Source organism: Pseudomonas sp. RW409, from assembly GCF_003184125.1.
Taxonomy (GTDB): Bacteria; Pseudomonadota; Gammaproteobacteria; order Pseudomonadales; family Pseudomonadaceae; genus Aquipseudomonas; species Aquipseudomonas chlororaphis_I.
Genome location: NZ_QHHP01000042.1, coordinates 130,335 through 156,194 on the forward strand (window position 1 = coordinate 130,335; position 25,860 = coordinate 156,194).

The following is a 25,860-nucleotide window of genomic DNA, read 5'->3' on the forward strand; positions in this document are numbered from 1 at the left end:
AAACGGCCAGCTCAGCCGTTATCAGGTCGATCAGGGGCAGGTGACCATCGAGGGCGCGACGCTCAACGCCAACAACGTCGACCGCTTCGAAATCATCACCCGCAGCGCCAAGATCAACGCCGAGATCCAGGCGAAAAACCTGACGATCGTCACCGGGCGCAACGACGTCAACGCCCAGACACTGAACGCCACAGCACGTGCCGACGACGGCAGCGCCAAGCCGGAACTGGCGATCGACTCTTCGGCCCTGGGCGGGATGTATGCCGGGGCGATCAAGCTGGTGGGAACTGAAGCGGGCGTGGGGGTAAAACTCGACGGCAAGCTGATCGCCAGTGGCGGCGATATCCAGCTCGATGCCAACGGCCACCTGAGCCTGATGCAGGCCTCGGCCAATACGGCGATCAAGGTCAAGGCGGCGAGTCTGGAGGCCCAAGGTCCGGTCCATGCCGGCAGCACGCTCGATGTGCAGACCCAGGGCGACCTGAACAACCGACAAAACCTGACTGCGCGCGACAGCATCAGCCTGAGCGCCGGCGGCCGCCTGAGCAACAGCGGCATCATCGAAGCCGGGGTCGAAACCGGCAACAGCCGCAATGCCAATGGCGATGTCAGCCTGAGCGCGCAGCACCTCGACAACAGCGGCAAGAGCGTGATCGCCAGCCGCAACCTGACGGTCAACACTGTGCAAACCCTGAACAACCAGGGCGGCACCTTGAGTGCCGGGCAGAGCGCCAACGTCAGCGCCGCGACCCTGGATAACCAGAGCAAGGGGCGGGTGCTGAGCAGCGGCAGCATCGATCTCAAGGCCGGTCAGGTGCTCAACGGCCGGGGCCTGATCAGCGGCGACGGCAATCTCAGCGCCACATTGGGCCATCTGAATAACCACGATGGCGAAGTCTCCAGCGCCGGCATCACCACCCTGACGGCCAACAGCCTGGACAACAGCGACGGTCAGGTCAGCGGTGACGTGGCATTGAACATCGGTTTGAGCGGCGCCCTGAACAACCAGGGCGGTGTCCTGGGTTCCGCCAAGCGTGTGAGCATCAGCGCCGCCAGCCTGGATAACCGCCATGCAGGCAGCCTGGCCAGCGATGGCAGCCTGACCACGCGGATCGCGGGCCTGTTCGATAACCAGAGCGCAGGAGACCTGGGCGCCAAGGGTGTGGTGGACCTGCAGGCTGGCAGTCTCGACAACCGTGGCGGCAGCCTGACCGGCCAGGATCGCCTGACCCTGGACACGGCTTTGCTGGACAACCGCGGGGGCAAGGTACGCGCCGACAAGCACCTGCAGCTCGATGTGCGCCAACTCGACAATCGCGACAAAGGCGTGATCACCAGCCAGGCAGGGATCGGCCTGACCGGTACCCACCTGGACAACCGCGGCGGCTTGCTCAGCGCCGTTGGCCCGGTGACGCTGAAGGCCCAGAACGTGCAAAACGCCTTGGGGCGGATCGCCAGCCAAGGCGACGTACATGCGACTGTCGACACCCTCCAACAGCAGGGCGGCACCCTGGTGGCGCAAGGCAACCTGACGCTGATCGGCAGTGTTCTCGACAACCGTGACAACAGCCTGGTCGCGGCGACAAAAGCGCTGAAGCTCGAGGTTCAGGGCATCGACAACCGCGCCGGAAAACTGTCCAGCGGAATCACCACTGAAATTGCCGGCCAGCAACTCGACAACAGTGACGGCGGCAGAGTCCTGGTCGGTGGCGATCTGCAGCTGAAGGTTGCCCGTCTTATCAATCAGAGCAAGGGGCTGATCCAGGGCAAGGGCACCACGACGCTGAACAGCCAGAGCCTGGATAACACCGATGGCGAGATCGACAGCCACAACGGGCTGCAGATCACCCTGGCCGGTGGGCTCGACAACACCCGCGGGCGGGTCCACAGCGACCGCTCCTTGACCCTGGGCACCAGCAAACTGACGAACACCGCCGGCCGTATCGAGAGCGTGGAAGACCTGTCGATCACCAGCCGTGGCGAACTGCTCAATCAGGGCGGCTCCATCAAGTCCGAGAAGGGCCTGACTGTTGCCAGTGGCCCTCTCGATAACAGCCAGAAGGGCCTGCTGTCCGGCAAGCACGCCACGCAAATCACCGCGACGACCTTCAACAACAGCCAGGGTGGAAGCCTGCGCAGTGAAAGCAGACTTGGCCTGATCGCCACCCAGGTCAATAACGCCGATGGCAGCATCAGCAGCGCACAGGACCTCACGGCCAGCGTGACCGGGCTCGATCAGCAACACGGGGAGCTGTTCAGCGAGGCCGCCCTGAGCCTGGACCTGAACAACGGACAGCTCAATAACCAGAGCGGCTACATCCATTCGCCGGGAGCCCTGCTGCTCAAGAACCTGAAGGGTGTCGACAACCAAAAGGGTGAGATTTCCAGCGCCCGGGCTTTCAGCCTGAAAGCGCAAAGCCTGGACAACAACGGTGCCAAACTGATCAGTGACCAGGGGCTGACACTGCGCATCGCCGAGGCCCTGAACAACGTGAAGGGCCTGGTCAGCGCCAGTTCCATCGACAGCCACAGCGCCAGCCTGGACAACACGGATGGCCTGCTCAGCACGACCGGTGACCTGGACCTGAAGGTCGATACGGCTTTTGCTAACCAGCGCGGCACCGTTGTTGCCGACGGAGCGTTGCTGCTCACCGCCGCCAGCCTGGACAACCGCGCTGCCGATATCTCCGGCAAACAGGATGTGACCGCGCACATCGGCACCCTGAACAACCAGGGCGGCAAGTTGATCGCCACTGGCGCGCTGGACCTGACGGGGGCGAGCCTGGATAACCGCCAAGGCGGTCTGGTAGGGGCGACAAAAGCGCTGAAACTCAAGGTCGATACGCTCGATAACCGAGGCGGCGAGCTTTCTACCCAGGCCGGTCTGAGCTTGACAGGCAAGCAGCTGGATAACAGCGACCAGGGTCTGGTCGAGGCCCATGACAGGCTGACGCTCAAGGTCGATGAGGTGATCAACCAGGATGCCGGCTTTATCAATGCGCTGGCCGACCTGACGATCACGGGCGGGCGTATCGATAACCGCAGTGGGAAAATCAAAAGCCAGCAAGGCCTGGACCTCACCCTCAAGGGCGACCTGCAAAACAACCAAGGGCTGATCGATAGCCAGAGCACCCTTGATGTGGCTGCGGCAGCCCTGGACAACAGCGACGGTCGTCTCATGAGCGCTGCTGCGCTGGACCTCGGCGCTCGTGGCGCCTTGACCAACGTGGGCGGCAAGCTGGTGAGCGAGGGCGGCGTGCAGTTGCGCAGCGCCAGCCTGGACAACAGCCACAAAGGCGTGATCAGCGGCAAGGGCGCGGTACAGGTCACCACCGGTGACTTCGATAACAGCCAGGCCGGCAGCCTCGACAGTGGCGACACCCTGGACCTGACGGCGGCAAAACTGACCAACGCGGCCGGGCGCATCGGCAGTGACAAGGCACTGACCGCGAAGGTCAGCAGCCTCGAACAGCAGGGAGGCAGTCTGTTCAGCAACACCAGCCTGAGCCTGGACCTGAATCGGGGGCGGCTGAACAACCAGGGCGGCTTCATTCACGCACCGGGTGCGCTGCTGCTGAAAAACCTCAGTGACGTCGATAACCGCAACGGCGAAATCTCCAGCGACGCGACCTACGAACTCAACGCCAAGAGCCTGAACAACGACGGCGGCCAGTTGCTCGGCAACCAGGCATTGACCCTGCGGGTCGAACAGGCGCTCAGCTCCATCAAGGGCAAGATCGGTGCCTCGGCGCTGGAGGTAGAGGCCGCCAGCCTGGATAACAGCGCCGGCGCATTGACCAGCCGTTCCGGGCTGAAACTGACGGTACAGGGGTCATTGACCAACCAGGACCAGGGGCTGATCAACGCCATCAACGGCTTGAGCATCGCCAGCGGTGACTTGAACAACCGTCACGGTTCCGTTCTGGCCGGTGACTGGCTGAACCTGTCGGCCAAGGCGCTGAACAACACGGACAGCGGGCTGATCAACAGTAAAGGCGCGCTGGAGCTGACCGCGCACCAGTTGGACTCGAGCGATGCCGGCGAGGTATCGGCCAAGGGTGACATGAACCTCAAGGTCACGGGGCTGACGCAGCGTGGCGGTCGCCTGTTGGGCGACGGCGCGGTGACCCTGGACCTGGCCAATGGCGATCTCGACAACAGCCTCGGCAAGCTGAATGCCAAAGGCTTGTTGAGCATCAAGCAACTGCAGGACCTGAAGAACCAGCAGGGGACATTGTCCAGTCGTCAAGGCTTCACGCTGACGGGCCGCACGCTGGATAACAGCCAAGGCAAGTTGATCAGTGAGGCGGCACTGGGTGTCGTGTCCGGCCAGTTGCTGAATGCCAATGGCCTGGTGTCGGGGATCAAGGGCCTGACCGTCGAGGCGGGGAGCCTGGACAACCGCAACCACGGGACGCTCTCCAGCAAGGAGGGCAACCTGGCCGTTGATGTCAGCGGCGCCCTGCTGAACAGCGGCGCCGGCGCCCTGGCCAGCAATGGCACGCTCAAACTGAGCGCCGCGAGCCTGGACAACAGCGGCGAAGGGGTGGTCTCCAGTGTCGGCGGCCAGACGCTCACGGTCGCCGGCCTGCTGAATAACGCGGGCGGCGGTCTGCTCGACAGCGGTGCCACGCTTGATCTCAAGGCGGCAACCTTGAACAACAAGGCCGGCAACCTCAGTGCGTTGCAATCGGTCGATCTGCGCGCCGGCAGCCTGGACAACAGTGGCGGCAGCCTGGCGACAAAAGGTGCCCTGACCCTGGATGTGGCGGGTAACCTGGACAACGCCCTGGGTACCCTCAGCAGTGACGGGGCCTTGTTACTCAAGCACGCGGCCCACGTCGATAACCGCGGCGGCAAACTGATCGGCCAGGATCTGTTGACCTTCAATGCCGACAGCCTGGACAACCGTGACCACGGCACCGTGGCGGCCAATCAGCAAGCCACGCTGGGTGTCGCGGGAGCTGTCCAGAATGCTCAGGGCGGTTTGATTTACAGCCGTGATGCGGGTCTTGAGCTGACGGCTGCCAGCCTCGATAACAGCAAGGCCGCGGTGCAAAGCCAGAACGGCCTGACGCTGAACATCAGCGGCGACTTCAACAACCAGGGCGGCAAGGTCATCGGTCAGGACGGCGCGGTCAGTATTACCGCGGCCAGCGTCGACAACCGTGGCGGGGTGCTGTCGAGCCTCAAGGGCGCGCTTGAAACCCACATCAGTGGCGTGCTGCTCAACGGTTATGACCTGAACGACCAACGCCAGCGTGGCGTGATCGAAGCCCAGCGCTTGAACCTGCGTGCCTTGGCCGGGCTGAACAACAACGGGGGCCGCATTGCCGCGCGCCAGGGCGATGTCATCGTCAACACCGCCGGCTTCGATAACCGCAATGGCGGGCTTTACGCCAGCGGCCAGCTTGGCGTCACTGCGACTACGTTCGACAACGGCGGCGACAAAGGCGGGCAGGTCGCCGGTCAAGGCATCGATCTCGGCTTGAGCGGTGCATTGAATAACCGTTTGGGGGTTATCGAGAGTGACACCTCGCTGCTTATTCGTGCGGCCAGTATCGACAACGCTCAGGGTCAGCTACGGGCCGCAGGGAGCGGCGGCAAGAGCCTGTTCCAGATCGGCGGCTTGCTGGACAACCGTAACGGCCGCATCGAAGTGGCCAGTACCGACCTGGGCCTCAACGCGACGAGCTTGCAGAATGCCGGCGGTACCCTGCTGCACTCCGGCAAAGGGCAATTCGATATCTCGATGGCCAACGTCAGCGGGGCGGGCGGCACCCTGGTCACCCAAGGGGGGCTGACCCTCGCGGCCGATTCGTGGAGCAACACCAGCGTCATCCAGGCCGGGCGTCTGAAGGTCAATGTCAACAACTTCTACCAGAGTGCCAGCGGCCAACTGCTGGCCTCCGACAGCTTCGAAGGCGGTGGCGGCAACTGGACCAACGATGGCCTGATCGCCAGTGACGGCAGCCTGAGCCTGCAACTGTCCGGTGCCTACGGTGGCAACGGCCGATTGACCAGCCTGGGCGACATGAGCTTCGGCGCCGCCCAGCTCGACCTGCCAGGCTCCGCGACTATCGCCGGTGGTGGCAACACCCGGATCAATGTCGGCGGGGTGCTCACCAATCGCGGACGCCTGAGCTCCACCCAGGGGCTGACGGTCAATGCCGGGGCGATCAATAACTATGGCTCCCTCGGCAGCGCCGGGGCGCTGACCCTCAATTTCGGGACGCTGCTCAATTCCGGTGTCAGCGATGCCGAACACAGCTCGATCTTCAGCGGCGGCGACATGCAGTTGCTGGGCAACAGCTTCAGCAATCGCTATGCCGACGTTTACAGCATGGGCAGCCTGCTGGTGGCCGCCAATGCCGGGCAGGCCCAGTCGAGCCTGCTGGAAAACCGCTCCGGCACGATCGAAAGCCTGGGCAACATGACCATTCGCGCCATGACCGTGAAGAACGTCATGGACATCCTCACCTACTCGGAACACGAGAAGTACTACGCCAGCATCGTCGAACTGCCATGCGGCCCCTTTGGCGTATGCCATGTCAAGAAACATGGCAATCGGCGCAATGCGGTCTGGCAGCTCACCGAGCGTGATCGCCTGCAGGTGACCGCCAGTACGGCGGCTTCCAGTATCTCCAGCGGCGGGCAGCTGAACATCGGTGCCCAGGAGCTGAGCAACGAAAGCAGTGTTATCGCTTCCTCCGGCAACCTGGCGATCAATGCCGTCAGCATCAAGAACCAGGGGGTGGTGCCTCAGGACATTGAAACCACCACCATCAAATACAACCACGTGGATGAGTACCAGGGCGCGGTCGCCGCGGTGGCTGACTTCAATGCCAAAAATGGCGCAAAGCCCTCCAGTACCTTCGAAGCCGACCTGGCGCGGTTCAACGCCCTGATGACCGGTACCCGAAAACTGGCCGGTGGCGGTACCAAGACCCTGGACAGCAGCGACGGCAAGCGCTTCGACGCCATTATCCAGTCCGGCGCCAGCGTCCAGCTCAACGCCTCGGAGAAGATCGACAACGGCGTGGTACGTGGTTATTACGCCTATGTCGGTGGTGGCAAGAAGACCGGCGACACCTCGGCGGGCAGTCAGTATTCGACGCCGATCTACATCAACTCGCAATTGCCGCCGGACCTGGCCAAGCAGCAGGTCAACCCCTTGGCCCTGCCAGGCTTCACGTTGCCGGTCGGGCAACACGGCCTGTTCCGCCTGAGCAGCGAAGGAGCCGGCGACACCGCGGCGACCCAGCGCAACCCGGCACCGATGGACTGGAGCATGGGCAGCATCAGCCTGAGATTCGCCGAGCGCGAGCAGAACCTGGCCCAGAGTCAGGCGCGGGCGCTCCAGGTCGATTCGGTGGCCCCGGTGGCGGCGACTGAGCGCAAGCTGGCGCAGGTTGGTGCGGTGCAGCCTGGCGTCGATGCCAGCCTGCCGACGATTAGCGTCACGACCCCGATAGACAGTGGAACGACTGCTCAGGGGCCGGTATACAGCCGTACCCCAGCGCAACAGGTGCAAGGCAGCATTGTGCGGGTCCAGGGTATCCCGACGCTCGACAATCCCCCTCAAGCGCACAAATACCTGGTTGAAACCAACCCGGTGCTGACCAACCAGAAACAGTTCATGAGCTCGGACTACCTGCTGTCGAACCTGGGTTACAACCCCGACAACAGCTGGAAGCGCCTGGGCGACGGTTTCTACGAACAACGGCTGATCCAGCAGGCGGTGGTCGCCCGCACCGGCCAACGTTTCATCGACGGCCAGAACTCCGACGAGAAACTGTTCAAGTACCTGATGGATAACGCGCTGCAGAGCAAGCAGCAGCTCAACCTGGCGATCGGCACCTCGCTGACCTCCGAGCAGGTCGCGGCCCTGACCCACGACATCGTCTGGCTCGAATCGCATCAGGTGAATGGCGAGAACGTGCTGGTGCCGGTGCTGTACATGGCCCACGCCAACAACCGCCTGGCCGCCAACGGCGCGCTGATCGCCGGGCAGGACATCAGCCTGATCGCCGGCAAGGACCTGCTCAACGCCGGCACCCTGCGCGCCACCAACAACCTCTCGGCCAAGGCCGGCAACGACCTGGTCAACAGCGGGCTGATCGCAGCCGGCAATCGCCTGGACCTGCTGGCGGGCAACAACCTGGTGAACAAGGCGGGCGGTATCATCGCCGGTCGCGATGTGAACCTGAGCGCGCTCAACGGCGACCTGATCAATGAACGCACGGTCACCAGCCACCAGAACAGCGGCGGCGATCTGCAACAACGGCGTGACTTCCTCGACAGCGCCGCGCGTATCGAAGCCGCCAACGACCTGACGCTCAAGGCCGGTCGTGACTTCAACAACGCCGCTGGCGTGCTGCAAGCCGCGCGCGACACCACCATCAACGCCGGCCGGGATGCCAACCTTACCGCTGTCGAACAGCAGGACAACGAGACTCGGACCAACTCCCTGCACACCAGCACCAGCCAGCACGGCTCGGTGCTCACCAGCGGTCGCGACCTGACAATCAACAGCGGCCGCGATCTGTCGGCCATCGCCAGCCAGATCGACGCCAAACGCAACCTCGCCATGGCCGCCACCGGCAACCTGACCCTGGCCTCGGCGGCGGACGAGCAGCACTCGTACTCCAGTTCCAAGAAGTACAAGGGCCAGTCCGACAAGGTCAGCCAGGTCTCCACGGCGGTGACCGCGGGTGGCAGCGTGGCCCTCAGTGCCGGCAAGGATCTGGAGCTGATTGCCAGCCGGGTGAGTGCGGGGGATGAGGCGTATCTGGTGGCCGGCGGCAACCTGGCGCTGGAGTCCGCGGAGGACAGCAACTACAGCTTCTACAGCAAGACCAAGAAGAGTTCGTCGGGCAAGAAGAGTCGGCTTGATGAGGTGGCTAGCACCACCAACATCGCCAGTTCAGTCACCTCGGGTAATAACAGCGTGTTGATCGCTGGCAACGACTTGTTGGTCAAAGGCAGCGAAGTCGCAGCAGACAAAGGCGCTGCCCGGCTGACGGCGGGTAATGACGTGCAAATCCTGGCCGTCAGCGACTCCAACAGCGCGCGCCACGAGAGCAGTAAAAGCAAAAGCAGCTGGGGCGGCCTGAAGGCCAGCAAGGTCCAGGACAAACTGGCGGAAACCCAGACCAAGGCGGTCGGCAGCATCATTTCCGGCAACACCGTGGACGTGGTTGCCAAGCACGATGCCACCGTTACTGGTTCCGCGCTGGTCAGCACCAAAGACCTGAGCGTACAGGCCGGCAATGACCTGACCATCGACGCGGCTGAAAATACCTTCACCCGTAGCGAGTTGCACAAGCAGAAAAACCGCGACCTGATGGGCGTGCTCACCGCCAACAACCTGGGCGTGGACGACATCACCGGCAACCAGCACTTGTCGATCAGCAGCAGTAACCACACCGGCAAGGCGGCGCAAACCACCTTGACCGGCAGTACCGTGGGTTCGAGCGAAGGCAGTGTGAAGCTTGAGGCGGGGCGTGAGTTGAAGGTGGTGGCCAGTGATTTGGTCAGCACCAAGGATATGGCCCTTAAAGGTTCCAATGTCACCATTACCGCGGGTATGGAGAGCGCTAGCCAGAGCTCTACCGACAAGTCCAAGAGCCTTGCCGTGGGGCGTGTGATCGGCGGCACCGTTGTGGATACTGCACGGAGTATTCGTGATGGGGTCAAGGCCGCAAAAGAGGCGGATGACCCGCGCCTCAAGGCCGTGAAGCTGGCCCAGGTCGCCATGGATGCCTACAACCTTGGCGGGTACGCCTCGGATGCCAATGGTCAGAGTTCCGGTTTCAAAGACAAGCAAGGTGGGACGGCCAGCAATGGTTCGTTGATCAAAATCGGTACTGAGCTTGCCAATACCCACAGCAAGAGCACCAGCGAATACACCAGTGAAACTGCCAAGCAAAGCACGCTCAATGTGGGTAAAGAGCTGTCTATCGTGGCAACGGGTAAGGCACCTGATACCCAAGGCGATATCCATGTGGTGGGCAGCGACCTGAAGGCAGGCAGTACCACGCTGGTGGCCAAAAACGACATCACCCTGGAAAGTGCGCAGAACACCACTGAGAGAAAAAACGACAGTAAAAACAACAAAACCAGCATCGGTGCCAGCTTCAACATCGGTGAGCAAAACGGTTTCACCCTGGACCTGGGGGCACAGATCGCCAAAGGCATGGGTTCGGGCAGCTCGGTCACTCAGGTCAACAGCACGCTGGAAACCGGTGCACTGGTCCTGAACAGCGGCAAGGACACGACCTTGGCCGGCGCCCAGGTACATGCCGACAGCATCCAGGCAGATGTCGGCGGCAATCTCAACATCGCTTCACGGCAGGACACCGAGACGCAGAAGAGCAAGCAAAGCAGCGCTGGTTTTGGCGCGAGCATTTGCGTACCGCCGTTCTGCTACGGCTCGATGGTCACGGCGTCCGGGAGCATGTCCGCCGGCAACATGAGCAGCGATTACAAGGGGGTCACTGACCAGAGTGGTCTGTATGCGGGCAAGGGCGGCTACACGATCGATGTCGGCAAGAACACCACCTTGCAAGGCGCCGTCATCGCGAGTGAGGCCTCTGCCGACAAGAACCTGCTGATCACTGATCGGTTGCTGCTCAGCGACATCAAGAACACCAGCGAAATCAAAAGCACATCGGCCAGCGCCAGTGTTTCCAGTGGCTCGGGAGGCACGACACTGGGGGCTCCGATGGGCATGGCGCTCAATGAGTCGGACCATAGCCGGACCCAGTCAGCGGTCAGCGAGGGCACGATTATCGTGCGCAATCCTGAGGGCGCCAATGACTTGGTTGGCCTCAATCGCGACACGGCCAATGCCAACAAGAAACTCGACAAACCCGATGAAAAGGCCATGCGCGAGCGTATGGAGCTGATCACCAGTTCGGTGGCGCTGGCGCAAAGCATTGGCAATACCATCGCTACAGACAAAATCCGCGAGGCAGAAGATGCCAATAGCGACACGGCGAAAACGGCGCGGCAAAAGTTACTGGACAAGGGGATCGTCAACCCGACAACCGATCAGGTAAGGCAGCAGGTCCAGCAAGATTACGGTGTGGGAAGCAGCTTCCAGCGCACCACCCAGGTTGTGTCGGCCATCGTGCAGGGGATTGCAGGTGGGAATATCGGAGCGGCCGCTGCGGGGGCAGCGGCGCCGTATCTGGCACGGACAGTGAAGGAAATGACCGAGGGCGATGCCGCCGCGAACCTCATGGCTCACGCGGTGCTGGGCGCAGTGCTGGCCAGGGCCGGCGGTAACTCGGCACTGGCAGGGGCAGGTGGCGCTGTAGCCGCTGAGGTCACGGCGAAGTTGATCCGCAGCCAGCTGTATGGCGACGTCAGCAACGAAGAGCTGACGCCGGAGCAGAAGCAAACGATCTCCGCGTTGTCGACATTGGCGGCGGGTATTGCGGGCTCTGCTGTGGGCAAGGATGCGCTGAATGCGGTGGCGGCGGCTCAGGTTGGGAAGAATGCGGTTGAGAATAATTATCTTAGTGTGCGCGAGGCTCAGAAAAAGAAAGATCTATTAGCTAAAGAGCGTCAAGGCACAATTACATCTGAGGAAGTCAAAGAATTAGTAGCTATAAACAAGCTTGACCAAGATAGAGATTCTGCAATCCGTGCAGCTTGTACTGCGGGCAATAAGGCTGGAGCGGAGTGTGGACGTCTAGTTGCGTTGGCAAATAGTGCGTTAGCGCAATATGGTCAAAATGTTAGCTATTCACTGCTTTATAAAGATTTGTTTCCGAACGACGCTGCTAACGTTGAGAGGGTATTGAGAGGGTTAGATTCTGGGAGCATTACCCGGGACTCTGCTATAACCGCAATCGTTAAAGAGTCGGGGAGAAGTCGAGAGGAAATTGAGCAGCGTTATGACTTGGCGATGACCCTGCAGGCAGTGACTTCAACCCTTGCAGGTTTCTATGGGGTTAAGGCGGCTGTTCCTGAAACTCGATCATCAGGTGGTGAAGCTGCGAAGGGAGCAGCACTCGACTTGGTGTCTGGGGAAACGAAAACTGTAGGTACTGGCAAAGCTGCAGCTAATGATGCAAGCTTCGGTACAAGCGTGGGAGGAGGAACAGCTAAGCTCCTAGATGATGCTAGTAAACAATTAGAGCAATACATCAGGACGTTTGATAAATATAAACCGCCAACCGCGATTGGTGCCGTAGATCCATTGACAGGAAAAATAGTCACCATGTCCAGCGGGAAAGTACCGACTAAAATTGCACCTGAATTACAGATGTATGCAGATAAGTTGGGAGGCTTGGGTGTTAAAACTGCATGTGGAAACACTCTAGGGCGTTGTGCTGAGTTTAGAGCTGCTAATGAACTGCTTTTGAGTAATCCTGCTCTTAAGCTTAACGATATTAAATTTACTCCTGCTATTCGTCCAAGAACGGGAGAGGTTGTTCCTCGTTGTGAAAACTGTACTAATATTTTTGGAGCGGAATGATGGAGATGGATGATGAGTTTTTAGAAACTAATGATTTGGATTGGTTTGCTTGCTGCCAAGATGGGCTGCTTGCGCATTTTGCGAGTGGAGGCCGAGGATTTGTTCCTGTAGCGATAAGGAAGTCAGTTTTTGAATATGAAGTTATTTATGATTATTTTTATTCGTTGACTGATGGTTTTGAGTTTGAAGTTGTTGAAAGAAATTTGCAGGAATTTAATTCTGCTGCTCAGCGTGATCGTTATTTGCAGTCGTTTGTGGAAATGGCGAAAAGAGGTTTGTTTAGTTACGATGTGAGTGATGCTGGTTATAAGCTGATAGCTAGGCCTAAAGGGTTTAAAAAGTTTCAGGAATTGCCGGATGAAATTAAAAATGTTCTTCATGTGTTATCGGTGAGTGTTTCTGAGAATGTAGATGTAAGTAATGATGTTTAGACTTGAATAATGCACTCAAGCGCTAAGGTATTTGCTGGCTTTGTGAATTGGTTGCTCTCTTTGTGTCTTGTTTCTGAGGGGGAACTTCTTGAAATACTTGAGGGGTTTGATGGTGTTCAGGGAGTTATAGAAAGCAATTTGTATATATCAGCATACGAGGAGATCGCTCGCTACCTTGCCCATCTTCGATCTTTTGAAGAAATGATTTTCTTTGTTGAATCGAATAGTGAAGTTCTGAGCGAGTTGCCAGGGGAGCAGTATTACTTTGTTGAGGCTGTAGTTGATGTGTATTCTGTCGGTGGACAAAATGTTGCGAGGTTGATTGATGCCTCACCCAAAAGATATAGGGAGTATTTGATTAAGCGCTTTGGGTAGTTGGTGCAAAAGGAGTCAATCCTCCGTCCGTACCATGTAATGCAAGTAATCTTTTGGAGGGGGGCAGGCAAATGCTGGCCAGATTAGTAGGCTTTTCAAGCTAGATGGTACGCCAGTCAATGGAGCGGTATGTCGAGCGAATAACCAAGGATGCTGTAAAACGATTGGGAGCAACATATCAGAAATATCAATTCTGATGGAATATTGATATCGGATAAGGTTAAAGGGCTGCAATAATGATCCTTGTTAGGGTTTTAGATGCAGAAGGTGAGTTGCTGAATGTACTTTATGATTTGAGTGCGCTTGAGTATAGGCAGCGCAAGCCAGAGGTGTGGGTGAAAGATCACTTTGAAAGATAGGATCGCTCGAGTCTTCCTCCGTATGTATCCTTTCGATTTGGAAGAGAGGATGATCGTATTGTTTCTACTTTGAGGGGGGCGGTTAGTTTATATAAAGGTCTGATAGATTGGGTCTTGACAGGGTATGAGCGCCATGCGTTTCCTGGCATGAATTGGGTGATAGAGCCTGCGCGAATTAAAGAGGTAGAGACTAAGGCTGGGGCTTTGGGTTTGTCGCCTGAGGACTATCTTTCTGAATATGAGCCGGAGTTTGGCCCTATTTCTTTTGAAGACTTGGTCGGATTAACCCAATATGTTCGTCAAGTATTTTCAGGGCAGGGCAACCTCAGCTCTTGAACTGGGGTGTTGTATTTGTCTTGCCGTAATCACCAGACGCCCTTCATGATTTAACTCTAAAATTCTTAGTTACCTAAAGCCCCGCAAAACATCTCCGTAACCGACCCGAGCGCTGCCTCGAATCCTAAGGACTACGGTACGCATCAAATCGAAATCGACGTGAAGCGATTGCAGCAGGATATTGATTCCGGTGTATTACCAAATACCAGGTTCTTGAACAACCATGAAATCGCGGCCGAGTTGCAATCAAGGGCAGATGCGGGAGAAATACACGAACAACCTTTCACACGAGAAATGAGACTTTATTGATGAGGGCAGAGGCAGGCTTGAGCAACGCCACGCGTGATGGAGAGTGCTTGATCAAGGGCTGCGCCCCGGCCGGCTATATTAAATTTATCGATAAATAGGTATTTGTCATGGATCGGAAAACAAACGACCTGCTTAATAGCATTCCGGAGCATGCAGATTATGCAGCTGATGCAGGAGACTTGGACCCGGAGGATATTCCGCAGGAAAGAATGGATGCTGTGATGGATTTGCTTCGTCACGCAGATAATGACGTGGTGCGTTTCCTGGCTGCGAAGTTATTGACCAGTTGGGGGGGGCATGAAGGCCTGGTTGCCTTGGAGAAGAACATGGAAAGCCCCGAAATTATCGAAGGCATCTATTCTCATAGACTGCATGGATACGATGATACTTATCGTCAGATACTTATGGCCGTGACCATGTATTTTGCCAATATGGCTGACAGGGGGGGAAGAGAGGTGGCGAGAACCCAGGTCTACTCACCCTTGTCGAAAATCATAGCGTTGGCGGGCAGCAAACCTTTTGAAATAGCCGATGCGTTTGCTTTCGTGAAGCGTGAAAGATACCTGGAGTATGTACCTCCTATTAAACAGCACCTTGTTTCGATAATTGATCATCCAGAAATACATCGTTGGAAGATTTACGATGCTATCGAATTGTTGATGGGTTTTGATCCTGAGTTCGTCATGTCTCTGTTGAAAGAAAAAAACAAGACGATTGATGATTTCAGACCAACAGTCCAGGGTTGACTCCAGTAAGTGGGAGGCAAGGGTCAGGTCGGCTCCTGTGCAAAAGGTACTATTGGACTACTGAAGATATGAGAAAGACATTTCGTTCAATATCGGCCGGTATGGACTCTAAGTGGCAGCCGGAAAGCGAGCCTTCATCCTTGACTCAGTGGTACTTGTCCGTTCGCGATATACCTATTGAAAAGCTTGGGCTTGAGGATCTATGTCGGGCTTTGAGGCAGGATTTATTCTCATTAGAATTACTGCCAATTGCTATTGATATTCTTTCTAAGAACCTGCTCTCAGGTTTCTTTGATGATGGGGAGTTGCTGGCCTTGATCAATGATTTGCCATCAATCTATTGGTTTGATAATAAACTTTTGGCTCAAAGGCTTTTATCTGTTCTTGTTGATGGCGAACATTTGTTGGGAGAGGAGCCTGAGACGTTGCTTGTGGCTAAGGGGTTGGAAGTTAAATTGCGAGAGGCATTGATTAAATAAGTTGGCTAGCCATTTGGTTCGTGTGGTCTAACCCAAGGCGCAGGTCGGGTGATGCTAAGGTTTGATTAGTTTTAAAGATGGGTGTGGGGGCTAACAATTGAATGGCTTAAATCTCGAAAGGGAAAACGGGCGACTTTAAGATCGCCCGCTATTGTTTAGGCCGAAATCTGCTCTTTTAATTTTCGCCCTGTTACATCTAGAAGATCGCAACCGTCACGCAACAGAATAGTGCAGACCAACGTCAACTCCTGAAGAACCATAGGGTGGCTTCTAGCATTTTCAGGTTCCACAAAGTTTTCCAACAACTGAGTCACCGCACGAATGCGATAAGTCGCTGCATCGTGAAGCACATCGACAGGTGCTTGGGTGTCGATCAGCAGGTAGGGAATATTGCAGTCGTGGCCAGTAATCGGCATGTATCGATTCATAGGTTCACCTCTGGTTGAGTGCCCGAACCGTCACCCATCGTCGCCAAACGAGGGTGACAGCTGTACGCAGGTTGGCGAACCGACACCAGAGGTAAAGCCGGCAGACCCGAAGATCTCCCACGCACAGCCGTCATAGAGCGATCGTGCGGATGCAAAAATACCTGCAAGCGGGAGGTTTTGCATTTGTTCTGGTGTCAGGTCGCCAAACCCGGTCGCCATCTGGGCGACCCACCGACTGTAAATCGCACTGTGGTTGGCGGGAATAAGGGGAGTGCACAGCAGGCTGTAGGGCTTTTCTGATTCACCCAGGAGGAAGCTGTCGGCTTGGCGGGCAGCTCCAATACTCAATAAAACACCCCGTGCGCTTTCTAGAGTACGGCTTCCCACAAAGGACTCCGGGCAATAGCCTCTAGAGCATGCTTGAGGAACAGAAAACGGGGCAGCACAAGGCTGCCCCGTATCGTTTCGCCCGCGCCCCGCGCGGCTTACAACGCCTTCACCGGAATACAGATCTCACACTCCAGTTCCCCCGTCTTCATGTCGTATTTCGCGTCCACCGGATAACGCTCGAATGCTGGCCGGGCGTCGAACTGCATGCCGCTTTTGGGCAGCCAGTCGCGGCACAGTTCGGTCCAGGCGTCGGCGATGTCGGGGCCTTTGCCCTGGTAGTGGGCGACGGCGTAGAGGCCGCCGAGCAGGGTGGTGACGACGGCGGGGGCGCTGGCCTTGAAGTCGACGGGGACTTCGACGCAGGCGTCGTAGCGGCATTTTTCCGGTGGGGTGACGTAGGGATCGTCGTGGCCGATGCCGTAGCGCGCACGGCCCAGCAGGCCGTTTTCGACCATCCAGGGGGCGACGGTGTCGCGCCAGAAGGTGCCGATGCCTGGCCCGTAGGGGCCGATGTAGCGCAGGTAGGCGACGCGGACCGGTGGCAGTTCCTTGAGGGTGACGTTCATCGTAAGTTCCTTCAGGTGGATGAAGGCGTCAGGATCGTCGAAGGCCGGGATGTGCGTCTGATCAGGATTGCTCAATTCGCGCAGGCGCCGTTCGCGGACGTCGCTGAGGCGGCGGTGCCAACGCTTGGGTTCGGTGCTGCGCCAGGTGCTCGGGGTGACCGAGAAATGCTGCTTGAACGCCCGGGAGAACGCTTCGCCGGAGCTGAAACCGACCTCCAGCGCCACCTCCAGAATGCTCAATTCCGGATGACTGGCCAGCTGATAGGCGGCACAGGCCAGGCGCCGCCGGCGCAGGTAGTCGCCCAGGGTTTCGCCGACCCAGGCGGTGAACAGGCGATGGAAGTGAAAGGGCGAAAAATGCGCGACCTGCGCGAGTTCGGCCAGCTCCAGCGGCTGGTCCAGGTGTTGGTCGATATGCTCCAGCACCCGGTTCATGCGCAGGGTGTATTCGTGGAGGCTGTGATAGGCAGAACTCATGGAGCCAAGTTTAGCCGGGGGCGAGACGGTGGGTTTGCGCCGGCCGGTTTTTTTGTCGTGACAGGACGGACGAGATCGCGAGCAAGCTCGCTCCTACAGGGGCGGGCTTGTTCGCGATCTCGGTCTAACGCTCAGGAACCGCCATGGCAGCAACTGGCGGCCGGTTTGTCGTCATAACGATCATGGTGCCTGACCCAGTCCATGATCTGCTCTTCATTGCGCCCCTTGGGTGTCAGGTCCAGGTAGTTGTAGGCCCCCACCAGCAGGTCCAGGCCACGGGCGTAGGTGGAGTAGGTGTGGAAGATCTCGCCGGCTTCATTGCGGTAGAACACGCTGAGGCCGGGCAGCTCTTCTTCGGCGCCGTCGGTCTTTTCATAGTTGTAGGTGGCGGTGCCGGCGGCGACCTCGTCGGCCCGGGCGCAGACCCCGAAGTCATAGTTGAAATCACAGCCGGCGGACGAGACCCAGTCGAACTTCCAGCCCATGCGCCGCTTGAACGCCTGGAACTCGGCGAAGGGCGCGTGGGACACCGCCACCAGCGCGATGTCGTGGTGAGCCAGGTGCTGGTTGGCGCCGTCGATGTGATCGCTGAGGAAGGAGCAGCCCGGGCAACCTTCGTCCCAGCCTTCGGCGAACATGAAGTGGTAGACCACCAGTTGGCTGTGATCGCCGAACAGGTCGGCCAGGCTCAGTTCGCCGTGGGGGCCCTGGAAGCGGTAGGGCTTGTCGATTTTCACCCAGGGCAGGGCGCGCCGCTCGGCGCTGAGCTGGTCGCGCTGGCGGGTGAACGCCTTTTCGTGAATCAGGTGCTGCTTGCGGGCCTGTATCCATTGTTCCCGGGATACGACCGGATGATCGTTGAGGTGCATGACGTCTTCTCCTGCGGCAAAGGTGGCGCGGCGACAGTGCCTACACAGGCTAGTCGTTTCACCCGCGGGAAAATCGACAGCCGCCGGACGGTTCCGCCCAACGGTCGCCCGCCAGCCCCACCTCGCTGGACGGCTATTCAGGCGTTACTTCTGGCGTGCCGTCCTCATGCATTTCAACGCTTCGAATTCATTGCGCACATTCTGCAGCTTGTTGCGCAGATGCTTGCGCTGGGTTGGCGTGCTTTGGGCCATCACGTCCACCAGCAGGTTGCGCGACGCCTGTTCGCTGTTGGCATAGGCCTGGCGATAAGCCGGTGTCCAGAAGCTTTCACGATCCACCAGCAGGCGCTCGATGCGTTTGTCGAAGTCGCTGTTCTGGCGTTGTTCCAGCGCGGCACTGAACTGCGCCTGCCAGTTGGCCCGGTTGGCAAGCCAGAGCTGGTTCTGTTCGCCGAGGGACGTCGACCAGTCCGCCACCCGCCGGGTCTGCTCGGGAGTGAGGGAGCCGAGCCAGGTAGTCAGGCGTTTGTCCATGCGTTCGGCGCGCAGCCTGATCTGTTGTTCCAGTGGTGACTTGAGGTATTTGCTGCGGCGTTGGCGCATGTCCTTGGCGAAGGCCGCCTTCATTTCCGCGACCTGTTGATCATCCAGGCCTCGCAACAACTCGATGGCCGACGGCGCGATCGCGCGGGCGGTCTGGGCAATGGCCTGCTTGGCTTCGCGGGTGAACTCTTGCAGCTCGGCATCGTTGACCTGATTGCGCTCGAGCATCTGCTGCAGGCGGTCCAGGTAGTCCAGGTAGCCGGGCAGTTGCGTGCCGCAATGCCAGCTCAGGTGTTCCTTGAGGCGCTCGTTGAACCAGATTTTCTGCTCGCGGTTCATTTCCAGGTAGTCGTTGAGCGTCCAGGGAATGATCACATCGAGGTTGCGGTAAGCCAGGCCGACCCGATTGCAGGAGGTCAGCACCAGGCTCAGCAGCAGTAGCAGGGTGAGGTGTTGCAGCCGGCGCGACATGGCAAGTCCTTGCGAAGGCCTGGGGTTGTAAGGCATGGGGTTCTTATCTGAACCCGGAACGCTTCCGGCAGTTCAGCCGCTCAATAGAACGAGTGCTCGGCCTTGAAGGTGAGCAGACCGTCGCATTGCGCGTTATGTCCAGAATAGGCCGAACAATCGCTACCGTTGAGGCTGGAGTCGCTGTAGATCAGTTTCAGGTCGATGCCCATCCAGGGGCGGGAGAACTTGATCGACCAGTCGTTGAAACTGCTGACGTAGCCGCTGCTCACCGAAACCGGGTTGCCCAGCTGATGAGTGGTGTACTTGATGCTGACGCCGATGCCGAAAGGCTGGTTGCCGCCCAGGTCGGCGAACAGGGTGCTGTTGCGCTTGTCCGGGTCCTGGCTGAACGCGGCGCCGAAGCGGCTGCCCAGCAGCGTCAGGCCGCCGTAGAACTCCTGGCTGTCCTGCGGGGCCAGTTGCGGGTGGTTGTACTGGATCATCCCCACTTCATAACCCAGGGTCTTATCGAAGGGGCGCTTGAAGCCCAGGTAGGAGTCCACTTCCAGGTCGCTCTCGCCCAGGCCCATGCTCGGCGACCACTGACCGATGTACCAGCCACTGTCGTGGGTCAGGTCCAGGCCGCCATGGAACGAACCGGTGGCTGAGGGTTTGACCAGGCCCTGGGCCATGCTGCGGCTCGGGGTGCTGCTGAGCTTGAGGTCGAAATCCCCCAGTTCGCGCTGGAAGATCTGCCCGTGGACCAAGGGGCTGGCGAGAAGGCTGGCAAGCAGCACATGAGAGGGTTTGAGCATGCTTCACTCCATGAAACGCGAGGAGCAGGAACCGCGAAACCTGCTGAAATGCTCGATCTAGAGGTGTGCAAGGATACCGGCGAAACCTCGGGGATGAGGGCCGTTCGTCGATTTTTACAGGAGGGAAGGACTCAGAACTCTAGTCCTAGCGCTTTGAGGCTCAAAGCGCATAGGGACCAGGAGGTGTTGCGGGGGGATTACTTCTTGCCCAGGCTGATCTGCTTGGACGGGCCGAAAGTCTGGCCGCTGACGCCTTTGGCAATTTGCTGGATCTCGCCGCCGGATTTCAGGAAAGCAGCAATCTGATCGTTGATCGATTCGCTGGTTTCAACGGCTGGAGCTGGCTTTGCTTTGCTGTTGGATGCTTTTACACGCATGGCGGCCATTAACCTTCAGGAAATTAATTTGGCCAGCCATCATACATGAAATGCTTGACAATTGCTTGGTAAATATCCTCCTGGAATAACAGTGGAAAACTCTCGAATAATCCTAAGTTGATCTCGGGAATATCCCCATAAGCTGCTGTTTTAAATAAAGACAATGGCAAAAAGAAAGGCTTGCTCGGCGGCGCTGAGGCAAAAGCCGCTGCCGGTTGGCCTGACGGGCGGAACCGGTTGCTGGCGCAAAGCCATAAAAATCAAGGCATTCAGGAAAATATCCGCTGCTATCCGGCGACTCGGGCCAACCAGGCCCGGAAAAACGGGTAGAATGCCGCCCACGCAATGAGGGTATTGGAAATGGCTTTAGTCGGGCGCTACAACAGTTTGCAAGTGGTTAAACACACTAACTTCGGTTTATATCTGGACGGCGGGGCGGATGGCGAAATATTGCTGCCCAATCGTTATATTCCCAAGGATATTCCCAGTGAAGATGAAGACTGGTTGAATGTTTTTGTTTATCTGGATAGCGCCGACAAGTTAATTGCAACTACCGAAAAACCAAAAGTTCAAGTCGGTGAGTTCGCCAGTCTTAAAGTCGTGGAAGTTAACAGCATCGGTGTGTTCCTCGACTGGGGCCTGCCCAAGGACCTGTTGCTGCCGTACTCCGAGGAAAAGCGCCAACTGACCGCCGGCGAGTATTGCGTGGTGCACGTCTACCTCGACAAGCACACCCGTCGCATCACCGCCACGGCCCGTCTGGACCGCTACCTGGACAAGGCTCCGGTGACCTACAAGGTCGGCCAGGAAGTCGATCTGCTGGTGGCCGAGAGCACCGACATGGGCTTCAAGGCGATCATCAACAACAAGCACTGGGGCCTGATCCACAAGAACGAAGTGTTCAAGTTCCTGCGTCCGGGCAAACAGGAAAAGGGTTTCATCAAAGAGATCCGCGCCGATGGCAAGATCAGCCTCAGCCTGCAACCGGTGGGCGAAGAACTGGCCAGCAGCCTGAACGCCAAGATCCTCGCCAAGTTGCGGGAAAACAACGGCACACTGCCGGTCAGCGACAAGAGCGATCCAACGGTGATCAGTGGACTGTTCGGTGTCAGCAAGGGCAACTTCAAGAAGGCCATCGGCGCCTTGTACAAGAATGGCCAGATCGTTATTCATGCCGATCGCATTGAGCTGACCTGATCCGTTCCTCCCGGGCGTAGGTGCAGTCGAAGATCACGACCGCGCCACGAGGGCATTACCGAACAACCGCTGCCGGTTCCGGCAGCGGTTTTTTATTGCCTTTTTTCTGGCTGCTTGAGGCGGGAGTCGGGGCCGGTGTATCCGAACACTCGCAAAGGCGCTGTATACAATCGATCACCCCTTGTCGATGCACTGATATCAGGCAGTCATGCACAGCCAACGGGCATGCCTGCTTCTGATTCCGCCTGCTGATCATCTTTGTGTAGCCAAGCCTCAGCCCTTGATGGACAAGCGATTAGCGCCGTTCGCCTACAGCTTTTTCCGGTATGGCACGCATTCTGCGTAGCGCTTCGTATACAAATCATGCCGGCTCCCGTACGCAGTGTGGTCGCAAGGTCAATCGCGGGGGCAGAGCCTGTCCAACAAGGAGCCTTGCAATGACCGAGCAACTACCGAAGGGCTACAGCCCGCGCTTGTACAACCAGGACCTGGGACCGCTGCCGCAGAAGTGGAACTGGTACAACATCTTCGCCTTCTGGATGAGCGACGTGCACAGCGTCGGCGGTTATGTATTCGCCGCCAGCCTGTTCGCCCTCGGGCTGGCCAGCTGGCAAGTGCTGGTGGCCCTGTTGGCGGGGATCTGCATCGTGCAACTGATCGCCAACCTGGTGGCCAGGCCCAGCCAGCAGGCGGCGGTGCCGTACCCGGTGATCTGCCGGCTGGCGTTCGGCGTGTTCGGGGCGAATATCCCGGCGGTGATCCGCGGCCTGATCGCGGTGGCCTGGTACGGGATCCAGACCTACCTGGCGTCCAGCGCCCTGATCATCGTGGTGTTGCGCTTTTTCCCGGCCATGGCGGCCTATGCCGAGCCGCATTTTGCCGGGCTGTCCTACCTGGGCTGGTTCGGTTTCCTGGCGCTGTGGCTGGTCCAGGCCCTGGTGTTCTGGGCCGGCATGGAATCGATCCGGCGCTTTATCGACTGGGCGGGTCCGGTGGTCTATGCAGTGATGTTCCTTCTTGCCGGCTGGATCGTGTGGAAGGCGGGCTGGAGCAACATCAGCTTCACCCTTGGGGAGAAGTCGCTGTCGGGCTGGCAGGCATTCGGCCAGGTGATCGTCGCCACGGCGCTGGTGGTGTCCTACTTTTCCGGGCCGACCCTGAACTTCGGCGACTTCAGCCGCTACTGCCGCAGCATGCAGGATGTGCGGCGCGGCAACTTCTGGGGCTTGCCGGTGAACTTCCTGGCGTTCTCCCTGGTGACCGTGGTCATCGTCTCCGGCACTTTGCCGGTGTTCGGTGAAATGCTCCATGACCCGATCGCCACTGTGGCGCGGATCGACAACGACGTCGCGGTGCTGCTCGGCGCCTTCGCCTTTGTCACTGCCACCGTCGGCATCAACATAGTCGCCAACTTCGTCTCGCCGGCCTTCGACTTCGCCAACGTCGCCCCGAGCCGGATCAGCTGGCGCACCGGCGGCATGATCGCGGCCCTGGCGTCGATCTTCATCACCCCCTGGAACCTGTTCAACAACCCCCAGGTGATCCACTACACCCTCGACGTGCTGGCCGCCTTTATCGGCCCGTTGTTCGGCATTCTGCTGGTGGACTACTACCTGATCAAAAAGCAGCAGATCGATGTCGACTCGCTGTTCAACGACGGCCCGGACGGGCGTTATTACTACAGCGGCGGCGTCAACTGGACCGCGGTCAAGGCGCTGGTGCCGGCGACCCTGGTGGGCGTGGCGATCACCTTCACGCCAGCATTGCAGCCGATGGCCAACTTCGCCTGGTTCACCGGGTGTTTCCTCGGTGGCGCGCTGTTTTTCCTCCTCGCGCGCCATGAGGCCTCGCCATCCCTGAGGCTGAGCCCGACGGCCTTGAGCTGAGGGTCAGGATAAAGGTCTTTTTCCAGGCGTTTTTTTCTGTCCGTTTGGTTGATAATCGACAGCACATTAATTCTTCGCCCCGGACCGGTTCCGGGGCTTTGTCGTTTCTGTCGAGTAACTGCCATGTCTATGAATCTGCCCGAGGGGCTGCGGTGAGCATCGAGCGGCGCAGCGCCGACGGTTTTGCACTGCAAGTGATGTTGGGGCTGTGCCTGATCTGGGGCGTACAGCAAGTGATGATCAAGTGGGCCGCGGCGGATATCGCGCCGGTGATGCAGGCGGCCGCCCGTTCGGGCATTTCGGCGCTGCTGGTGGCCTTGCTGATGTGCTGGAAGGGCGGCTGGTCGCAGATCGGCAGTACCTGGCGCGGCGGCTTGCTGGCCGGCAGCCTGTTCGGCCTGGAGTTCCTGTTTATCGCCGAAGGGCTCAAGCTCACCAGCGCCGCGCACATGTCGGTGTTTCTCTATACCGCGCCGATCTTTACCGCGCTGGGGGTGAACTGGCTGCTGCCCAGCGAACGCCTGAGGCCCCTGCAATGGCTGGGGATCCTGCTGGCGTTCGTCGGCATCGGCGTGGCCTTCGCCGGCGGCATCTCGCTGGATAACCTGGACACGCGCATGCTGCTTGGCGATGCCCTGGGCGTGCTGGCCGGCCTGGCCTGGGGCGCGACCACGGTGGTGGTGCGCGCGTCGCGCCTGTCCGAGGCGCCGGCGACCCTGACCCTGTTCTATCAGTTGATCGTCGGTTTTGTCGGCCTGCTGCTGATCGCCGTGCTGAGCGGCCAGGTCACCCATGTCAGCCTGACCCCGGTGGCGGTGGCCAGCGTGCTGTTCCAGGGGCTGGTGGTGTCGTTTTTCAGCTACCTGACCTGGTTCTGGCTGCTGCGCCGTTACCTGGCCGCTAACCTGGCGGTGTTTTCCTTCATGACGCCGCTGTTCGGCGTCACCTTCGGGGTCCTGTTGCTGGGCGAACCCCTGAGTCTCAACTTCGTGATCGGTGCGGTGCTGGTGTTGCTGGGCATCACCTTCGTCAGCGCCGAACAGTGGCTGCGCCGACGGATCCGCAGTTTGCTGTAACCCCAGGCTCAGGCGGTGGCGTGGCACTCCCGGGCAAGCGGTTGTTGGCTCAACAGCAAGACCCCCGCCAGCAGCAGGCTGCTGCCGGCGGCGATCAGCGCCGGTTGCAGGCCACCGCTGAAATGGCTGCTCAGGGCTGCCAGCAGTGGCCCGCTCAACTGGCCCATGGCGAAGCAGGCCGTGAGCAAACCGGCGTTGCGCTGGGTGGTGTGGGGCGCCAGCTCCCGCGAGCGCTGCATCACCAGTTGCATGCAGGCCAGGAACGGCGTGCCGCAGAGCATCACCCCCAGCGCCAGGCCAGCGCCATTGCCCAGCAGGCAGGCGAAGACCCCGGCGGCTTGCAGCCACAAGGTCGCCATCAGCCAGTGGCGGGTGGCGTTCGGGCTGTGCCGGCGCAGGCTCACCAGCCCCACACCGATGGCTGCCGCCAGACCGAAGCACGGCCAGAACAGGTCGGCCTGCCATTGCCCTTGAAAGCGCGCGCTGGCCATCTGTGACAGGAAGGTCGCCGGGATGATGTAACCCAGGCCGTACAGCGCATAAACCAGCCCGAGGCGGGGGATGCCGCTGTGGCTCGAGGCGTGTGGCATCTGGGCGGTCAGTGCGGGCATGGCAGGTTGCGGCAGGATCGGCAGGATCACCAGCAGCATCAGCAGGCCGGCCGCGGCGTACACCAGCCACAGGGTCGCGGAGCTTTGCCCCAGCAGGTTCGAGCCCAGGGCCAGCAGGCCGGTTAGGAAAATCCCCAGCCCGGGCCCGGCAAACACCAGGGCGCCCAGGCGTGGCCGGCCGGTGGCCAGGGCCAGCGACTGGCTCAGGGCGGCGATCATCACCATCACCCAGGCACTGGCCACTCCGGTGCCGAAGCGCAATACCGCATGCGCCCAGAAGCCGTTGGCCCAGAACGAGGCCAGGGTCAGCAGCACGCACAGCCACAGCCCGCCCAACAAACGCCGACGGACCTGGGCTGGGCGGCGGGCGAACATGGCATCCAGCGCGCCGATGAAATACCCCAGGTAGTTGGCGGCGGCGATCAGGCCGGTGTCGGTCAGGTCGACCTGGCCTTCGCTCAGCAGGTGCGGCAGTTGCGGGGTAAGGGCGAAGCGACCAATGCCCATGGCCATCATCAGGGCAATGAAACTGGCGAGTAAGCGAATCAGCGGTGACATGGTCCGGGTTCCGTCGAGTGGGCAATGACCGTCAGGCTAGGACTGATTGACTTTCTATAAAAATGAATAATATTGAGTAACTTGTTCGTTTT

General features: G+C 59.2%; 17 protein-coding genes. 9 read left to right on the forward strand and 8 right to left on the reverse strand.

Features of this window, described 5'->3' with window-relative positions:
- The 6 genes from DK261_RS27640 to DK261_RS27665 all read left to right on the forward strand — a co-directional run.
- A partial coding sequence (locus DK261_RS27640) for a hemagglutinin repeat-containing protein (protein ID WP_218278191.1) occupies positions 1-12,490 on the forward strand: 12,490 nt, incomplete at its 5' end.
- A gap of 5 nt (positions 12,491-12,495) precedes the next feature.
- Entirely contained in the window at positions 12,496-12,921 is a 426-nt protein-coding gene (locus DK261_RS27645; protein WP_232788608.1) for a hypothetical protein, read from the forward strand.
- 9 nt (positions 12,922-12,930) lie between these two features.
- A complete protein-coding gene (locus DK261_RS27650; RefSeq protein ID WP_016702309.1) occupies positions 12,931-13,296 on the forward strand; it encodes a hypothetical protein in 366 nt (121 codons plus the stop codon).
- Between the two features lie 506 nt (positions 13,297-13,802).
- On the forward strand, positions 13,803-13,991 hold the full coding sequence (locus DK261_RS27655) for a hypothetical protein (protein WP_100208957.1): 189 nt from the start codon (positions 13,803-13,805) through the stop codon (positions 13,989-13,991).
- A 416-nt stretch (positions 13,992-14,407) separates the two neighbouring features.
- Positions 14,408-15,046 (forward strand): hypothetical protein, encoded by a 639-nt coding sequence (locus tag DK261_RS27660; protein WP_038630960.1) that lies wholly within the window; start codon positions 14,408-14,410, stop codon positions 15,044-15,046.
- 68 nt (positions 15,047-15,114) lie between these two features.
- The gene (locus tag DK261_RS27665; RefSeq protein WP_144241826.1) at positions 15,115-15,525 is read left to right on the forward strand and encodes a contact-dependent growth inhibition system immunity protein; all 411 of its coding nucleotides are present in this window, start codon (positions 15,115-15,117) and stop codon (positions 15,523-15,525) included.
- A gap of 155 nt (positions 15,526-15,680) precedes the next feature.
- Here the strand turns inward: DK261_RS27665 and DK261_RS27670 are convergent, their stop codons facing one another.
- The 7 genes from DK261_RS27670 to DK261_RS27695 form a co-directional block, all read right to left on the reverse strand.
- The gene (locus DK261_RS27670; protein WP_038630962.1) at positions 15,681-15,953 is read right to left on the reverse strand and encodes a hypothetical protein; all 273 of its coding nucleotides are present in this window, start codon (positions 15,951-15,953) and stop codon (positions 15,681-15,683) included.
- Positions 15,954-15,983: 30 nt separating this feature from the next.
- A complete protein-coding gene (locus DK261_RS32975; RefSeq protein ID WP_144241827.1) occupies positions 15,984-16,340 on the reverse strand; it encodes a hypothetical protein in 357 nt (118 codons plus the stop codon).
- Between the two features lie 98 nt (positions 16,341-16,438).
- Complete coding sequence (locus DK261_RS27675; protein ID WP_009047620.1) at positions 16,439-17,386, reverse strand: GyrI-like domain-containing protein; 948 nt, start codon at positions 17,384-17,386, stop codon at positions 16,439-16,441.
- Between the two features lie 131 nt (positions 17,387-17,517).
- Entirely contained in the window at positions 17,518-18,255 is a 738-nt protein-coding gene (locus tag DK261_RS27680; protein WP_009047621.1) for a thioredoxin family protein, read from the reverse strand.
- A 144-nt stretch (positions 18,256-18,399) separates the two neighbouring features.
- The gene (locus DK261_RS27685) at positions 18,400-19,269 is read right to left on the reverse strand and encodes a DUF6279 family lipoprotein (protein ID WP_038630964.1); all 870 of its coding nucleotides are present in this window, start codon (positions 19,267-19,269) and stop codon (positions 18,400-18,402) included.
- Positions 19,270-19,349: 80 nt separating this feature from the next.
- Positions 19,350-20,063 carry a TorF family putative porin gene (locus DK261_RS27690; RefSeq protein ID WP_038630966.1) on the reverse strand — a complete coding sequence of 238 codons (714 nt, stop codon included), beginning with the start codon at positions 20,061-20,063 and terminating at the stop codon, positions 19,350-19,352.
- 197 nt (positions 20,064-20,260) lie between these two features.
- The gene (locus DK261_RS27695; RefSeq protein ID WP_016702300.1) at positions 20,261-20,449 is read right to left on the reverse strand and encodes a hypothetical protein; all 189 of its coding nucleotides are present in this window, start codon (positions 20,447-20,449) and stop codon (positions 20,261-20,263) included.
- 351 nt (positions 20,450-20,800) lie between these two features.
- Between DK261_RS27695 and DK261_RS27700 the strand changes: the two genes are divergently transcribed.
- The 3 genes from DK261_RS27700 to DK261_RS27710 all read left to right on the forward strand — a co-directional run bounded on the left by DK261_RS27700 (position 20,801) and on the right by DK261_RS27710 (position 24,599).
- Positions 20,801-21,637 carry a S1 RNA-binding domain-containing protein gene (locus DK261_RS27700; protein ID WP_023968236.1) on the forward strand — a complete coding sequence of 279 codons (837 nt, stop codon included), beginning with the start codon at positions 20,801-20,803 and terminating at the stop codon, positions 21,635-21,637.
- A 437-nt stretch (positions 21,638-22,074) separates the two neighbouring features.
- Positions 22,075-23,523 carry an NCS1 family nucleobase:cation symporter-1 gene (locus DK261_RS27705; protein WP_009047624.1) on the forward strand — a complete coding sequence of 483 codons (1,449 nt, stop codon included), beginning with the start codon at positions 22,075-22,077 and terminating at the stop codon, positions 23,521-23,523.
- A 152-nt stretch (positions 23,524-23,675) separates the two neighbouring features.
- Positions 23,676-24,599 (forward strand): DMT family transporter, encoded by a 924-nt coding sequence (locus tag DK261_RS27710; protein WP_009047625.1) that lies wholly within the window; start codon positions 23,676-23,678, stop codon positions 24,597-24,599.
- A gap of 8 nt (positions 24,600-24,607) precedes the next feature.
- On the opposite strand, the gene DK261_RS27715 is transcribed toward DK261_RS27710, so the two are convergent.
- A complete protein-coding gene (locus DK261_RS27715; protein ID WP_110177043.1) occupies positions 24,608-25,768 on the reverse strand; it encodes an MFS transporter in 1,161 nt (386 codons plus the stop codon).
- Positions 25,769-25,860: the final 92 nt, after the last annotated feature.